This is a genomic window from Methylobacterium sp., from assembly GCF_019745455.1.
Lineage (GTDB): Bacteria > Pseudomonadota > Alphaproteobacteria > Rhizobiales > Beijerinckiaceae > Methylobacterium.
This window is the reverse complement of record NZ_JAIETD010000017.1, coordinates 62,283-76,322: the sequence shown is the minus strand read 5'-3', so window position 1 is coordinate 76,322 and position 14,040 is coordinate 62,283. Positions and strand designations below refer to the sequence as shown.

The following is a 14,040-nucleotide window of genomic DNA, read 5'->3' as shown; positions in this document are numbered from 1 at the left end:
GCGAACGCAGGAGACTGAGGGATGGTACCGGGGTGACCTAATGGATCGAGTCGGTCTTTATCCGGTTCATCGAATCCTTGAGTTGGAGTTTGCGTCTCTTGAGCTCTGCGATGCGCAGATCGTTCGCCGATGGGCTCTGGATGGCTTCGTGGATCTCGCGCTCCAAGGCTTCGTGCTTGCGGGCGAGCTGGGTCAAATGTGTCTGCAGCGACATGGATCGAACTCCTGTCATCGTTTCGACCTGGACAGAGTGACACACCTTTCGCCGGCTTTGGAAGCCCAAAAATTGGACGTGCTTGACGGCTCCTTATCAACAGGCCGCGACCGCCGGCGCGGAATTGCCAAGCCTGATCCGGGTGGCGGATCTTGCCCCGAGCCGGGGCGTGCCGCATGGTCGACGGCGTGGGTTTCGGGGACGTCGGACAGTATGCCGGACGCATTGAGTGACGATGCGAAAGCCGAGTACGAGGCTGAGCTCCTGCGACTGAAGCAGGAGCATCGCGACCTCGACGGCGCCATCGACGCCCTCGAACTCGTGGTCGCGGGTGACCAGCTTCAGATACAGCGGCTGAAGAAGCGTAAGCTCGGCTTGCGCGACCGGATCACGTATCTCGAGGACCAGATCACCCCCGACATCATCGCCTGACCATGCCCTTCGCCTTGCCGCGCAACTGCGGCGCGCGTATGCGGCGAGGCAAGCGACGGAATGGCGCCTTGCGCCCAGCAACGGATTCGAGACGATGGCCGGCCAGCCCCGGATCGCGATCATCATGGGGAGCCAGTCCGACTGGGCGACCATGCGGCATGCAGCCGAGACGCTGGACGCTCTCGGTTTAGCCCATGAAGACCGCATCGTCTCGGCTCACCGCACCCCTGACCGACTCGTCTCCTTCGCCAAGGGCGCGAAGGCCGCCGGGTTCCAGGTCATCATTGCGGGTGCCGGCGGCGCCGCCCACCTTCCCGGGATGTGCGCCGCGATGACGCCGCTGCCGGTCCTCGGCGTGCCCGTGGAATCGAAGGCATTGTCGGGCCAGGACAGCCTTCTCTCCATCGTGCAGATGCCGGCCGGGATTCCGGTCGGGACACTGGCAATCGGCCGGGCCGGAGCGATCAACGCGGCACTTCTCGCTGCCGCCATTCTGGCCCTGTCTGACGAGGACTTGGCAGAGCGGCTCGACGACTGGCGCACGGCGCAGAGCGCGGCGGTGGCCGAGCATCCACGAGACGAGACTCCATGACTGGACGAGTCATGACCGCCCTCTCCCCCGGCGCAACACTCGGGATCGTCGGCGGCGGCCAGCTCGGCCGAATGATCGCCCTCGCCGCCGCGAATTACGGTCTGAAGGTTCACGTCTTCGCCCCCGATGCCGACAGCCCCGCCTTCGACGTCGCCGCCGAGAGCACCCTCGCCGCCTACGACGATGCCGACGCGCTCGCCCGCTTCGCCCGGTCCGTCGACGTCGTGACCTACGAGTTCGAGAATATCCCGGCCGAGACCGCCGACCTCTTGTCGGCGATCGCGCCGCTCCATCCGAACGCCGCCGCACTGGCGACGACGCAGGATCGCTTGAGCGAGAAGGCCTTCATCAACGGTCTCGGCATCCCGACCGCGCCGTTCCGCAGCGTCGGCACGGCAGGGGACCTGGCGCAGGCCATCGTTGAGATCGGCCTGCCCGCCGTGCTCAAGACCCGACGCTTCGGCTATGACGGCAAGGGCCAGCGCATGCTGAGGCCGGGTGAGGCAATCGACCCGGCGGCGATCCTTGCCGAGTTCGGCGGTGTGCCCTGCATCCTCGAGGGGTTCGTCGCCTTTGAGCGGGAAGTCTCGGTGGTGGCCGCCCGCGGCGCCGATGGTACCTTCGCGGCTTTCGATCCCTGCGCCAACACCCATCGCGATCATATCCTCGCCCTCACGCAGGTCCCGGCCCCCGGCATCGCTTCGTCCACGGCGGACTCGGCCATGGAGATCGCGCAGCGGATCGCGGATGCTTTCGATTACGTCGGGGTGCTCGCCGTCGAGATGTTCCTGGTAGCGGAAGCCGACGGATCGGAGCGGGTGGTGGTCAACGAGATCGCCCCGCGGGTCCATAATTCCGGGCACTGGACGATCGAGGGCGCCCTCACGTCGCAGTTCGCGCAGCATGTAAGGGCAGTCTGCGGCTGGCCGCTCGGTGATCCGAGACGCCCCGGCGGCGTCGCGGTCGAGATGCGCAACCTCATCGGCGACGATGTCGATGAATGGGCTGCGCTGCTGGCCGAGCCGGGCGCGCACCTTCACCTCTACGGCAAGGGCGAAGCGCGGCCCGGCCGCAAGATGGGGCACGTGACGCGCCTCCTGCTGCCGCCGTAGCGGACCGATAGACAGCGGGACTGCGTCTGGCGGGACTGCGTCTGGGATGACACACCAAGCGGCGTATCGGAGGACTTGGGGCGTTCTCGTCCCGCTTCGCCGGACGGGCCATATCTTCGCCACACGCTGACGATTGAGCGGGTACGTGATCCGGTTTTAAGCGGGTGTTCACCACCATCGGGGACGGTTCGGCGAAGACGGGCGCCTGCGGGTGGCCGGCTTAGCGATCCAGGCGATGAGGACGAGGCAGCCACCATGCCGAGGCATGGCCTGCCGAAGGGAGCGGGGCGATGACGGTTGTGATGCTGCGGGCATCGAAGGCGGGTCTGCTCGGAGCTGCGGCTCTGGCTGCTGCCGCACTCGGCGGCTGCGAGACCTATGGCAACGCCTCGGCGCCGCGCCAATTCGCGGTGCTCGAAGCCGACAAGACCGGGGCCACCACCGCCAATATCTCTTCGCTCAGCGAGGTGATCCAGCGCAACCCGAACGATGCCGGCGCCTATACGACCCGCGGCGCGGCTTACGCACGCGCCGGGCAGTTCAACGACGCCATCGCCGACTTCTCGAAGGCGATCCAGATCGATCCGAATTCTGGCTCGGCCTACAACAACCGGGCGCTTGCCTACCGCCAGACCGGCCGCAACGACGCCGCGATCGCCGATTTCTCGAAGGCGATCTCCGCCGATCCGAACTACGCCCCCGCCTATATCGGCCGCGCCAACGTGCTGCGCGCCCAGGGCGACCTCGACGGTGCCTCGTCTGACCTCAACCAGGCGATCCGCCTCGCGCCGGAATCGGCGGAAGCATACCACGCCCGCGGCCTCGTGCGGCAGAAGCAGGGCCAGAATACCCAGGCGATCGGCGATTTCGACGCCGCGATCGACCGCAACCCCTTCGTTAGCGCGCCTTACGCTGCTCGCGGCCAGAGCCTCATCGCCACGAACCAGTTCGACAAGGCGATCGAGGACTACAACGCGGCTCTCAACGTCAACAACAAGGATGCGACCTCCTGGGCCTATCGCGGTCTCGCCTACGAGAAGTCTGGGCGCCGCAAGGAGGCAATGGAGAACTACACCCGCGCGACCTCGCTCGAGCCCGGCAATGCGGTTGCGAGCCAGGGCCTGGGACGGGTTCAGGGCGGGGTCGGCACGCTGTTCAACTGACCGGCGCGGCGACGGTAGCTTTAGAAGATCCTCCGATACTGAATGAAGCCGGAGCGGCTCGCGAGCGTGTCGTAGAGGGTGCGGGCGGCGGCATTGTCTTCCATCGTCAGCCAATGGATCCGGTTCGCGCCCGCCGAGCGCGCCGCTTCGGCCACCGCCTCGATCAGAGCGCGGCCGACACCCCGGCCACGGGCCTCGGCTGCGGTGAAGAGGTCCTGCAAGTAGCAATACGGGCCGACGGTCCAGGCCGAGGCGTGGTAGACGTAATGCGTCAGTCCGACGAGCCGGCCCTCGACCTCCGCCACGAGGGCGTGGAGCGGTACGAGCGGATCGTGAAGCCGCGCCCAGGTGGCATCGCGGACTTCAGGGCCGATCGAGGCGCGATAAAAGTCGAGGTAGTCCGACCATAGCCCTTCCCACGGCTCGCGCTCGTCCGTGCGAACCGGACGGATGACGAGGGAGGAAGCAGCCATCCGGGCTCCCGTCAGTCGCCTGAGGGATCGGTGCGGCGACTGTGCTCGCCGAGGATACGGCGGACGGTCCCGGTGGCGGAGCGGTAGACCACGGTCTCGGTCTCGATCCGGCCGGGCTTGAAGCGCACCCCCTTGAGGAGTGCCCCGTCCGTGACACCGGTGGCGGCCACGATGACGTCGCCGCGGGCCATGTCGGTCAAATCGTATTTGCGGTTCGGTTCAGTGATTCCCATCGCCGCCGCCCGCTCGCGCTTGTCGTGGCTGTCGAGGATTAGCCGGCCCTGCATCTGGCCGCCGATGCAGCGCAGAACTCCGGCAGCGATCACGCCCTCGGGTGCCGCGCCAATGCCGAGATAGATATCGACGCCGGTTTCGTCCGGGCTCGTCGTGAAGATGATCCCGGCAATGTCGCCGTCCGAGATGAGACGGATGCCTGCGCCGGTCTCGCGTACGGCGGCGACGAGGGCCGCGTGCCGCGGACGGTCGAGGATGATCGCCGTGATCTGCGAGGGGCTGACGCCCTTGGCTCGGGCGAGGGCCGCGATGTTGTCGGCCGGCGACGCGTCGAGGTCGACGAGACCGGCGGGGTAGCCCGGCCCGATGGCGATCTTCTGCATATAGACGTCGGGCGCGGCCAGGAGGGAGCCGGCCTCGGCCATGGCCATCACGGCGATCGCGCCCGGCATGTCCTTCGCGCACAGGGTCGTGCCCTCGAGAGGGTCGACAGCGATGTCGACCCTCGGCCCATCGCCGGTGCCGAGGCGCTCGCCGATGTAGAGCATCGGCGCCTCGTCGCGCTCGCCCTCGCCGATCACGACCCTGCCGTCGATGGGGAGGCTGTTGAGCTCCGAGCGCATGGCGTCGACGGCGGCCTGATCGGCCTCCTTCTCCTTTCCCTGTCCGCGGAGACGCGCCGCGGCGATGGCCGCCCGCTCGGTCACTCGCGCGAGTTCGAGGGTCAGGGTCCGCGCCACGGGGATGCCCGCAGCCGCATTGGTCGCATCCGTCATGGTCTCGTACTCTCGCAACCCGAGGTGCCGCGTCGTCGCGTTTCACGTCCCCGAGGGAGCCCTATAGCTGCGCTATCTTGCCGAACGCCATCCCGTCGGATGAATTTTGGGAGTTATTCCCGCTCGATCCGGATCAGTTGCGGCGCCTCGGCCAGCAGCCCGTCGGCCGCGATGGCGTCGAGGGCGGCGCGGATCGTCCCCTCGGTAGCCGCGTAGGTGATCAGCACGAGGGGAACGGGCTGTCCCGAGCGCCCATGCGGGTCGGTCATGGCCGCGCTCTCGGAGCGTCGCTGGAGGATACTCTCGATCGAGATGTCGCGCTCGGCCATCCGGGTCGCCACGCCCGCCGCGACGCCCGGCCGGTCATGGACGGTGAGGCGGATGTAATAGCCGCCCTCGTGCCGCTGCATCGCGACCCGGGGCGAGGACGGGAGCGTCTGTGCCGGCTTTCCGAAGGTCGGGCGCTTGGCTCCGGCCGCGATGTCGGCGATGTCGGCGACCACCGCCGAGGCCGTTGCCTCTCCGCCCGCACCCGGGCCGATCAGGGTCAGCTCGCCGACCGCGTCTGCGTCGATGGTGACGGCGTTGGTGACGCCCATTACCTGGGCGATCGACGAGGATTTCGGCACCATGGTCGGGTGGACGCGCTGCTCGATGCCGCCGGCCGCGACCTGTGCGACGCCCAGAAGCTTGATGCGGTAGCCCAGTTCCTCCGCCATCCTCAGGTCGAGGGGCTGGATCGCCGAAATTCCCTCGACGGAGACCGCTTCGGAATCGATCTCGACGCCGAAGGCGAGGCTCGTGAGGATCGCGAGCTTGTGGGCGGTGTCGAAGCCCTCGACGTCGAAGGTCGGGTCGGCCTCGGCATAGCCCAAAGCCTGCGCATCCTTGAGGCAGGCATCGAAGGTCAGGCCTTCGCGCTCCATTCGGGTCAGGATGTAATTGCAGGTACCGTTCATGATCCCGTAGAGGCGCGAGACCCGGTTTCCGGCAAGACCTTCGCGCAGGGACTTGATCACCGGGATGCCGCCGGCCACGGACGCCTCGTAGGCGAGGGCCACCCCCTTCGCTTCCGCTGCCTTGGCGAGGGCTGCGCCGTGGCGGGCGAGCAGCGCCTTGTTGGCGGTGACGACGTGGTGACCGGCCGTGATCGCCGCCTCGACGGTCTCGCGCGCAGGCCCTTCGGCGCCGCCGATGAGTTCGACGACGCAATCGATGTCGGCAGAGGAGGCCAGCGCGACGGGATCGTCGAACCAAGTGATGCCCGTCATATCGAAGCCGCGGTCGCGCGACCGGTCGCGAGACGATATGGCTGTGACGCGGATCGTCCGACCGGTCGAGGCGCCGAGCGACTCGGCTTGGCGCGCGACCATGCGGACGACGGCGGCACCCACGGTGCCGAGACCGGCGACGCCGAGGCGGAGGCTCTGTGACATGGGTTCGTTTCCCGGCTGAGGTCGATGCCGCCAGCGCGCCGTCTGGCGGCCAGACCGGGCGGCGCATGAGCGGGCGTCATGGCGTTGAAGCGCCCCTGCGGGGCGCGATCGTTCTGCAACGAAACCCGGGTGTTCGCAAGAAACCCGGCTTCTCAGGCGGTCTGTCGAAACCGGAGGGCGGTTGCTCCAAGTCCGAAAAGCACTGCGGCGTTGAGGAGATGCCAGAGGAAATGCGTGCCGATCGGCCAGACCGTGCAGAGCGCGACATCCAGGGTACGAAGGGTCAGGGAGACAGCGAAGAGGCCGGCAATCAGGACCAGCGCGCGGGCGGCGCGCCTTTCAGGGCCGTCCGCAGCGGGTTTGAGGACGAGGCCGATAGCGACGCCGGCGAGGGCCAGCACCGCCGGCAGATAGGCGAGCGATCCGTTCGTCGCCGCTTCCATCGAATGCCCGGTCAGCGCATCGAGGGCAGGCTCGAGTCCCATGTTGAAAGCCGCGAAAAGAAGTGTCGCCCCGACCGCCGAGATAAACCCAAGCCCGAGGAAGCGCCGCATCGCCAGGAGGAAATAGGCGTAGATGAACAGCGCGATCGGGATGACGTCGGCCAGGAGCGACCAGCGCACCGCGAGGGTGTGGAACAGGAACGAGCCGATTCCCACCAAGGCGATCAGGATCGCGAGGCTTAAGACTGCCAGATCTCCACCTCTGCTCACTCGTTCGCGCCAGACAAGCGCCGCCGCCGCGATGAGGAAGGCGCCGTTCGAGACGGCGTTCAGCGGTTCGGCCCAGAACGAGGCGTCGCCGCGCTCGCAATAGGTGCGGATCGGCGCGAACCACATCTCGTTCATGCCGCTTCTCCTGCTCGAGCTCGGTCTGCCTTGCCAGCGGCACGCGAAGGCCCGATGACGGGCCGCCTCCCCTCTCACGACGTCTGAGCCCATGCGGATCGCCACCTGGAACGTCAATTCGATCAAGCAGCGGGTCGGGCATCTCACGGCATTCCTCGCCGAGGCCAAGCCCGACGTGGTCTGCCTGCAGGAGCTGAAATGCCAGGATGCCGCCTTCCCGCGCGAGGAGATCGAGGCGGCGGGCTACGCGGTCGAGACCCTGGGGCAGAAGGCCTATAACGGCGTCGCGCTCCTCGTACGTGCTCCCCTGGCGATGAGCGAGATCCGCCGTGGCCTGCCCGGCGACGAGGCCGACGAGCAGGCCCGCTACATCGAGGCGCTTGTGACCGGCGAGGACTCCGCCCCCGTCCGCGTGGCCTCGATCTACCTGCCGAACGGCAACCCGGCGCCGGGTCCGAAATACGAATACAAGCTCGCCTTTTTCGAGCGGCTGACGGCCCATGCCCGCACGCTCCTGGCCGCCGAGGAGGCTGTGGTGCTTGCGGGCGATTACAATGTCATCCCTGCCGCCGAGGATGCCTCGGAGCCTGAGGCTTGGATGGGGGACGCGCTGTTCCTGCCGCAGACGCGAATGGCGTTCCGGGCACTCCTGGCCAAGGGCTTCACCGAGGCGCTGCGCGCCTGCGACCCGAAGCCCGGCCTCTACACGTTCTGGGACTATCAAGCCGGCGCCTGGTTCCGAAACGCCGGCATCCGCATCGACCACCTGCTGCTCTCGCCGCAGGCCGCCGACCGCCTGGTCTCGGCCTCGGTCCAGAAGCACCTGCGCGGCCTGGAGAAGCCTTCCGACCACGTGCCCGTCACGGTGGAACTCGCCGACCGGACGTGACGCCCCATATGGGGCCGGCCGCCGGACCGATCGCATTGCGACATTCACCGGCGTCGTCCCTTATCCCACAGGTAGTTTCCGCATGATCCTCTACGGCACCAGCCTCTCACCGTATGTCCGCAAGGTCCTCGTCGTCCTCGCCGAGAAGGGTGTCGCCTTCGAGCACGTGCCCTGCTTCTTCCATTCGCCCGATGCCGCGTTCCAGGCGGCGAGCCCGGTCGGCAAGATCCCGGCTATCGACGACGAGGGGTTCAAGCTGGCGGATTCAACCGCCATCATCGTGTATCTCGAAGCCAATCATCCCTCTCCCGCCCTGCTGCCGGCAGAGGCCAAGGCTCGCGCACGGGCGACCTGGTTCGACAAGTTCGGCGATACCGAGCTGTTTCCGGTGATCATCAAGCCGTTCTTCAACCGCGTGGTCATGCCCAAGATGATGGGCAAGCCAGGTGACGAGGCGGCGGTCCGGAAGGCGCTGACAGAAGATCTGCCGAAGCTCTACGATTATCTCGAAGGCGAGGTCGTCGGGCCGTACCTCGTCGGCGACGCCTTCTCGATCGCCGACATCTCCATCGTCACCGGTTTCCACAACCTTCGGCTCGCAGGCGAGGCGGTCGATGCGGGGCGCTGGCCGAAGCTCGCGGCTTATGTCGAAGCGACGCTGGAGAGGCCGAGCTTCGCGAAAGCCGTTGCGGCGCCCGCGAACTGACAGGTCAGGGTCCGGCGCTGAAGTTTCTGCTTCAGCGCCGGCGCTTCGCCGACCCAGTGACCTGGCTCTGCGCCTGCATCTGGGCCTCGGCGCGATCATTCTCGTTGGCCTGGTTCCAGGCCTTGTCGTAGAGGGCAACGATCCAGTCGTCCTTTCGGCCCTGCGCCGCCTCGCGCGCCAGCGACAGCCACATCAGGCCGCGTGAACGCTGCGCCGGGATACCCTGTCCGTTGATGAGCAACTGACCGAGCAGAGCCTGCGCCGGGGCGTGGCCCTTCTCGGCGGCGAGGTTGAACCAGCGCGCGGCCTGGCGCGGGTCGGCCTCGACGCCGGTGCCGTCGAGATAGAGCCGGGCGAGGTTGTACTGCGCGTTCGGGTCGCCGAAATACGACGCCGCGTAGTTGAACATGTCGTAGGCGCGCTCGGGGTTCGGGCGCACATAAGTGCCCTTGATCCCGTCGAGGAAATAGGCGCCGAGCGCCGTGAAGGCGCTGGCGACGACGCCGGAATTCTGCGCGTCCGGGCCATCGTCGGTGGTGTCGTCGGCGATGCGAGAGAAGAACTCGAAGGCCTTGAGGTCGTCGTGAGGCACGCCGTCACCTTCGGCATACATCCGGCCGAGCTTCCACAGCGCCAGGGCGTGGCCCTGGCCGGCGGCGTATTCGAGGGCGCGGGCGGCGCCTTCCTTGTCGCCGGCATTGTAGTCGCGCACGCCCGAGCGCAGGGCCTCGCGCGCAGAGCGGTAGCTCTGGCTCGGTACAGGAGTGCGCGCGGCCGCATCGAGGGCGTGGCTCTGCTGGACCACAGGCAGCATCATCCCGCCCGCTAGGACGAAGGCGGCGAGCGCGATCGACGCCAGGCGACGTCCTTCTGGCCGACCGGGATCGGCCCCCGCCGGCCGCATCGGCCGGCTGAGGTCAGTCCTAGACATCCGCATAGGTCTGAATCTCCTCGGCGCCGCCCGGATGGGTCACCGCGCCGTTCACCGCAGGCCCGACGGTCTGCATGTATTTCCAGAGGTATCCCGAGGTCGCGGTGTTGGTCCGCGGGGTCCATTCCGCCCGGCGCTGCGCCAGTTCCTCGTCCGACAAGGCGACGTCGAGGGTGCCCTTGATCGCGTCGAGGGTGATCATGTCGCCGTCGCGGATCAGGCCGATCGGACCGCCGATCGCCGCTTCGGGGCCGACATGGCCGACGCAGAAGCCGCGGGTGGCGCCCGAGAAGCGGCCGTCCGTTATGAGCGCGACCTTGTCGCCCATGCCCTGGCCGTAGAGCGCCGCGGTGGTCGAGAGCATCTCGCGCATCCCGGGGCCGCCCTTCGGCCCCTCGTAGCGGATGACCAGAACCTCGCCTTCCTTGTAGGTGCGGGCCTGCACGGCCTCGAAACAGGCCTCCTCGCCGTCGAAGACGCGGGCCGGGCCGGTGAAGACCTGCTTCTCGGCCGCCATGCCGGCGACCTTCACGATGGCGCCCTCCGGCGCGAGGTTGCCCTTCAGGCCGACGACGCCGCCCGTGACGGTGATCGGCGCGTTGGCCGGACGGACCACGTCCTGGTCCGGGTTCCAGGCCACGTGCTCCATGTTCTCCGCCATGGTGCGGCCGGTGACCGTCATGCAGTCGCCGTGCATGTAGCCGTGGTCGAGGAGCGTCTTCATCAGGAGCGGTATGCCGCCCACCTCGAACATGTCCTTGGCGACGTAGCGCCCACCCGGCTTCAGGTCGGCGATGTAGGGCGTGCGCTTGAAGATCTCGGCGACGTCGAACAGGTCGAAGGCGATGCCGCATTCATGCGCGATCGCCGGCAGGTGCAGGGCCGCGTTGGTGGAGCCGCCCGAAGCCGCGACGGCGGCGGCCGCGTTCTCGAGGCTCTTGCGGGTGACGATGTCGCGCGGGCGGATGTTCTTGGCGATGAGCTCCATCACCTTCTCGCCTGCGGTCATGCAGAATCTGTCGCGGATCTCGTAGGGCGCCGGCGCGCCGGCCGAATAGGGCAACGCGAGGCCGATCGCCTCGGAGACGGTCGCCATCGTGTTGGCGGTAAACTGCGCGCCGCAGGCGCCGGCGGAGGGACAGGCGACCTGTTCGAGCTCGTCGAGGTCGTCGAGGCTCATGTCGCCGACGGCGTGCTTGCCGACCGCCTCGAACAGGTCCTGCACCGTCACGGGCTTGCCGCGGAAATTGCCGGGCAGGATCGAGCCGCCATAGATGAAGATCGACGGCACGTTGAGGCGCACCATCGCCATCATCATGCCGGGCAGGGACTTGTCGCAGCCGGCAAGGCCGACGAGAGCGTCGTAGGCATGGCCCCGCATGGTCAGCTCGACGGAATCGGCGATGACCTCGCGCGATGGCAGGGAGGCGCGCATGCCGGCATGGCCCATGGCGATGCCGTCGGTGACCGTGATCGTGCAGAATTCGCGCGGAGTGCCGTTGGCGGCCGCGACGCCCTTCTTCACCGCCTGCGCCTGGCGCATCAGCGAGATGTTGCAGGGCGCGGCCTCGTTCCAGCAGGAGGCGACGCCCACCAGCGGCTGGTGGATCTGCTCCTTGGTGAGGCCCATCGCATAGAGGTACGAACGGTGCGGCGCCCGCTCGGGCCCCTCCGTGACATGACGGCTCGGCAGCTTCGACTTGTCTGTTGTACGCACGTCCATCGTCTGTCCCGCGACCCCGGTCTGTGACGCCAGGATCTCGGTCCATCCGGCCGCACGAAGGAGCGTCACCGCTTTGGTCGAGCGATGATCGGCCCCTTCGATCGCGTGGGGAAAGTGGCACGGAACCCTGCGGTAAAGCGTTGGGGGAACTGCCGTTTACCGCGGGGTCTGAGGTGGTCCCGGTTTATGGCGGGATCGCGGCGGATCAGGGCGGCTGACAAGGCAAACTTGGGATGCTTTCGCGGTGTTGCGAGGCCGCCACAGCCACGGTTGCGGCCTGATCAGATCGGGGGAGCGTCGGATCGAAATGACGGTGTCAAGCTTGCGCCGTATCGGCGGTCGCAGCATCGATGAGGGCCGCCTGCCCGGGCTGAGCCGCCAGCGCCGGACCGCTGCCGTCCTTGAGGTTCACTCCCGAGATGCCCCTTACGAAGGCCTCGCGCAGGAGCCAGTCGAGCTTGAACGCGGCAAGATCGTGCGAGAGCCCGGCGGGTCGCACGTTCGAGATGCAGTTGCGATCGGCATCGGTGCGGCCGATGCGCGGGTCGAGGGTGAGATAGATCCCGAGGCTGTCGGGCGAGGACAGGCCAGGCCGCTCGCCGATGAGCATGATGACCGCCCGCGCCTTCAACGCCGCGCCGACGCCGTCGCCCAGGGCGACGCGGGCTTGGGTCGCGACCACGACCGGGGCAAGGCTCCAGCCGGCCTTTTCGATATGGGGCTTGAAGGCGGTGAGGAAACCGGCGGCGCCTTCGTGGACCGCACGGGCCGACAACCCGTCGCCGACCACGATGGCGAGGTCGACAGGTTCGGACGGCACCGCCGCCAGGGCGTCGCGGCTCTCCTCGCCCAGAGTGCGGCCGAGATCCGGCCGGCGCAGATAGGTGGCCCGGTCGGGCGCCGCGGAGGCGAGGACCGAGGTGTCGAAGCCGAGTGCCGCTATGCCCTTCGCCACCTCCTCCGCATCCATCGGCGTATGGACTGCGTCGCGGGCCTGGGCATGGGCGAGGCCGAAGGCCAACACCTCGCGGGTCGGCAGGCCGGCACCGGCGCGCCCGAGGCCGATGCGGGCGGGTGTCAGGCGCGCGAGGCGCGCCCAGGGATCCTCGCCGGTCATGCGGCCAGGCCCGGTGCCGCGGCGATGAGGCGGGCGCTCGGGCCTTCCGGCAGGAGCGTGCCCTCGGCATCGGTGAGCCCGATCTGTTCGAGCCAGGCCTCGAATTCCGGGGCGCGCTTCAGGCCCAGCACTTCGCGGATGTAGAGCGAGTCGTGGAACGAGGTGGATTGGTAGTTCAGCATCACGTCGTCGGCGCCGGGAATGCCCATGACGAAGGTGCAGCCTGCCGCCCCGAGCAGCGTCAGGAGCGTATCCATGTCGTTCTGGTCGGCTTCGGCATGGTTGGTGTAGCAAACGTCGCAGCCGAGCGGCAGGCCCATGAGCTTGCCGCAGAAGTGGTCCTCCAGGCCTGCCCGGATGATCTCCTTGCCGTCGTAGAGGTATTCGGGCCCGATGAAGCCGACGACGGTGTTGACCAGAAGCGGCCGGAACGGCCGGGCCACCGCATAGGCACGAGCCTCAAGCGTCTGCTGGTCGATGCCGTGATGGGCGTTGGCCGAGAGCGCCGAGCCCTGGCCGGTCTCGAAGTACATGCAGTTGTCGCCGACCGTCCCGCGCTTGAGGGCGAGGGCCGCCTCATGCGCCTCCTTGAGGATCGGCAGAGTGACGCCGAAGCTCGCATTGGCGGCTTGCGTGCCGGCGATCGACTGGAACACGAGATCGACCGGCAGGCCGCGATTCATCGCGTCGATCGTCGTCGTCACATGGGTCAGGATGCAGCCCTGCGTCGGGATCGCGAGGCGCTGGATCAGGTCGTCGAAGAGGTGAAGCAAGCCGCTCAAGGTCGAGATGGAATCCGAGGCCGGGTTGAGGCCGATCACGGCGTCGCCGCAGCCATAGGACAGGCCGTCGACGATGGCGGCCGTGATGCCGGCCGCATCGTCGGTCGGGTGGTTCGGCTGCAACCGCACCGAGAGGCGACCGGGCAGCCCGATCGTGTTGCGGAACTTCGTGACGACGCGGCACTTCCGGGCGACGAGGATCAGGTCCTGGTTGCGCATGATCTTCGAGACAGCCGCGGCGATCTCGGGCGTGATGCCGGGGGCGATCCGGGTCAGGGTCTCGGGCGATGCCTTGATCAGGAACTCGCGAAAATCGCCGACCGTGAGATGCGCGATCTCGGCGAAGGCCTCGGCATCGTGCGTGTCGAGGATGAGGCGGGTGACGTCGTCGTCCTCATAGGGAATGAGGGGCTTGGCCAGGATCTCGGATAGGGTGACGTCGGCGAGCGCCCAGCGCGCCGCCATGCCTTCCTCGGCGGTCTCGGCCGCGATGCCGGCCAGCCGATCGCCCGAGCGAACCGGTGTCGCTTTGGCCATCAACGTGGCGAGGTCGGCGAAGACGTGGGTCTTGGGGCCGACGACGTGACGGTAGGGCATGCGCTCACGGTCTCC

The 14,040-nt window shown here is 67.8% G+C and carries 15 protein-coding genes; 6 read left to right on the top strand and 9 right to left on the bottom strand.

Annotated features, from left to right (window positions below):
- Positions 1–37: 37 nt before the first annotated feature.
- Positions 38–214, bottom strand: coding sequence for a DUF465 domain-containing protein (locus K2Y56_RS02530; protein ID WP_292504591.1), 177 nt, complete (start codon positions 212–214; stop codon positions 38–40).
- A gap of 213 nt (positions 215–427) precedes the next feature.
- Between K2Y56_RS02530 and K2Y56_RS02525 the strand changes: the two genes are divergently transcribed.
- The 4 genes from K2Y56_RS02525 to K2Y56_RS02510 all read left to right on the top strand — a co-directional run bounded on the left by K2Y56_RS02525 (position 428) and on the right by K2Y56_RS02510 (position 3,513).
- On the top strand, positions 428–646 hold the full coding sequence (locus K2Y56_RS02525; protein ID WP_292504589.1) for a DUF465 domain-containing protein: 219 nt from the start codon (positions 428–430) through the stop codon (positions 644–646).
- Between the two features lie 94 nt (positions 647–740).
- Entirely contained in the window at positions 741–1,238 is a 498-nt protein-coding gene (gene purE / locus K2Y56_RS02520) for a 5-(carboxyamino)imidazole ribonucleotide mutase (protein WP_292504587.1), read from the top strand.
- Positions 1,235–2,350, top strand: a complete 1,116-nt coding sequence (locus K2Y56_RS02515; protein ID WP_292504585.1) for a 5-(carboxyamino)imidazole ribonucleotide synthase — start codon at positions 1,235–1,237, stop codon at positions 2,348–2,350. The genes purE and K2Y56_RS02515 overlap by 4 nt, the downstream gene beginning before the upstream one ends.
- 290 nt (positions 2,351–2,640) lie before the next feature.
- Positions 2,641–3,513 (top strand): tetratricopeptide repeat protein, encoded by an 873-nt coding sequence (locus tag K2Y56_RS02510; protein ID WP_292504584.1) that lies wholly within the window; start codon positions 2,641–2,643, stop codon positions 3,511–3,513.
- 20 nt (positions 3,514–3,533) lie between these two features.
- Here K2Y56_RS02510 and K2Y56_RS02505 read toward each other — a convergent pair whose 3' ends face one another.
- The 4 genes from K2Y56_RS02505 to K2Y56_RS02490 form a co-directional block, all read right to left on the bottom strand.
- Positions 3,534–3,986, bottom strand: coding sequence for a GNAT family N-acetyltransferase (locus tag K2Y56_RS02505; protein WP_292504582.1), 453 nt, complete (start codon positions 3,984–3,986; stop codon positions 3,534–3,536).
- A gap of 11 nt (positions 3,987–3,997) precedes the next feature.
- Positions 3,998–4,996, bottom strand: coding sequence for a class II fructose-bisphosphatase (gene glpX / locus K2Y56_RS02500; RefSeq protein ID WP_292504581.1), 999 nt, complete (start codon positions 4,994–4,996; stop codon positions 3,998–4,000).
- Between the two features lie 113 nt (positions 4,997–5,109).
- On the bottom strand, positions 5,110–6,432 hold the full coding sequence (locus K2Y56_RS02495; RefSeq protein ID WP_292504579.1) for a homoserine dehydrogenase: 1,323 nt from the start codon (positions 6,430–6,432) through the stop codon (positions 5,110–5,112).
- 152 nt (positions 6,433–6,584) lie between these two features.
- Positions 6,585–7,280: a ceramidase domain-containing protein gene (locus tag K2Y56_RS02490; protein ID WP_292504576.1), complete on the bottom strand. Its 696-nt coding sequence runs from the start codon at positions 7,278–7,280 to the stop codon at positions 6,585–6,587.
- Positions 7,281–7,371: 91 nt separating this feature from the next.
- Here K2Y56_RS02490 and xth point away from each other — a divergent pair, with 91 nt between their 5' ends.
- Positions 7,372–8,169, top strand: a complete 798-nt coding sequence (gene xth / locus K2Y56_RS02485; protein ID WP_292504574.1) for an exodeoxyribonuclease III — start codon at positions 7,372–7,374, stop codon at positions 8,167–8,169.
- 82 nt (positions 8,170–8,251) lie between these two features.
- A complete protein-coding gene (locus tag K2Y56_RS02480; RefSeq protein ID WP_292504573.1) occupies positions 8,252–8,875 on the top strand; it encodes a glutathione S-transferase family protein in 624 nt (207 codons plus the stop codon).
- A 31-nt stretch (positions 8,876–8,906) separates the two neighbouring features.
- Here K2Y56_RS02480 and K2Y56_RS02475 read toward each other — a convergent pair whose 3' ends face one another.
- The 4 genes from K2Y56_RS02475 to K2Y56_RS02460 all read right to left on the bottom strand — a co-directional run bounded on the left by K2Y56_RS02475 (position 8,907) and on the right by K2Y56_RS02460 (position 14,025).
- The gene (locus K2Y56_RS02475) at positions 8,907–9,812 is read right to left on the bottom strand and encodes a tetratricopeptide repeat protein (RefSeq protein ID WP_292504571.1); all 906 of its coding nucleotides are present in this window, start codon (positions 9,810–9,812) and stop codon (positions 8,907–8,909) included.
- Complete coding sequence (gene ilvD, locus K2Y56_RS02470; protein ID WP_292504723.1) at positions 9,799–11,529, bottom strand: dihydroxy-acid dehydratase; 1,731 nt, start codon at positions 11,527–11,529, stop codon at positions 9,799–9,801. Before ilvD ends, K2Y56_RS02475 begins: the two co-directional genes overlap by 14 nt.
- Positions 11,530–11,845: 316 nt before the next feature.
- Entirely contained in the window at positions 11,846–12,646 is an 801-nt protein-coding gene (gene eutC, locus K2Y56_RS02465; protein ID WP_292504568.1) for an ethanolamine ammonia-lyase subunit EutC, read from the bottom strand.
- Positions 12,643–14,025, bottom strand: coding sequence for an ethanolamine ammonia-lyase subunit EutB (locus tag K2Y56_RS02460; RefSeq protein WP_292504565.1), 1,383 nt, complete (start codon positions 14,023–14,025; stop codon positions 12,643–12,645). The genes eutC and K2Y56_RS02460 overlap by 4 nt, the downstream gene beginning before the upstream one ends.
- Positions 14,026–14,040 lie beyond the last annotated feature (15 nt).

Coding starts and splice junctions, on each gene's coding strand:
- K2Y56_RS02530 (WP_292504591.1), bottom strand. CDS start 214: ATGTCGCTGCAGACACATTTGACCCAGCTCGCCCGCAAGCACGAAGCC.
- K2Y56_RS02525 (WP_292504589.1), top strand. CDS start 428: ATGCCGGACGCATTGAGTGACGATGCGAAAGCCGAGTACGAGGCTGAG.
- purE (WP_292504587.1), top strand. CDS start 741: ATGGCCGGCCAGCCCCGGATCGCGATCATCATGGGGAGCCAGTCCGAC.
- K2Y56_RS02515 (WP_292504585.1), top strand. CDS start 1,235: ATGACTGGACGAGTCATGACCGCCCTCTCCCCCGGCGCAACACTCGGG.
- K2Y56_RS02510 (WP_292504584.1), top strand. CDS start 2,641: ATGACGGTTGTGATGCTGCGGGCATCGAAGGCGGGTCTGCTCGGAGCT.
- K2Y56_RS02505 (WP_292504582.1), bottom strand. CDS start 3,986: ATGGCTGCTTCCTCCCTCGTCATCCGTCCGGTTCGCACGGACGAGCGC.
- glpX (WP_292504581.1), bottom strand. CDS start 4,996: ATGACGGATGCGACCAATGCGGCTGCGGGCATCCCCGTGGCGCGGACC.
- K2Y56_RS02495 (WP_292504579.1), bottom strand. CDS start 6,432: ATGTCACAGAGCCTCCGCCTCGGCGTCGCCGGTCTCGGCACCGTGGGT.
- K2Y56_RS02490 (WP_292504576.1), bottom strand. CDS start 7,280: ATGAACGAGATGTGGTTCGCGCCGATCCGCACCTATTGCGAGCGCGGC.
- xth (WP_292504574.1), top strand. CDS start 7,372: ATGCGGATCGCCACCTGGAACGTCAATTCGATCAAGCAGCGGGTCGGG.
- K2Y56_RS02480 (WP_292504573.1), top strand. CDS start 8,252: ATGATCCTCTACGGCACCAGCCTCTCACCGTATGTCCGCAAGGTCCTC.
- K2Y56_RS02475 (WP_292504571.1), bottom strand. CDS start 9,812: ATGCGGATGTCTAGGACTGACCTCAGCCGGCCGATGCGGCCGGCGGGG.
- ilvD (WP_292504723.1), bottom strand. CDS start 11,529: ATGGACGTGCGTACAACAGACAAGTCGAAGCTGCCGAGCCGTCATGTC.
- eutC (WP_292504568.1), bottom strand. CDS start 12,646: ATGACCGGCGAGGATCCCTGGGCGCGCCTCGCGCGCCTGACACCCGCC.
- K2Y56_RS02460 (WP_292504565.1), bottom strand. CDS start 14,025: ATGCCCTACCGTCACGTCGTCGGCCCCAAGACCCACGTCTTCGCCGAC.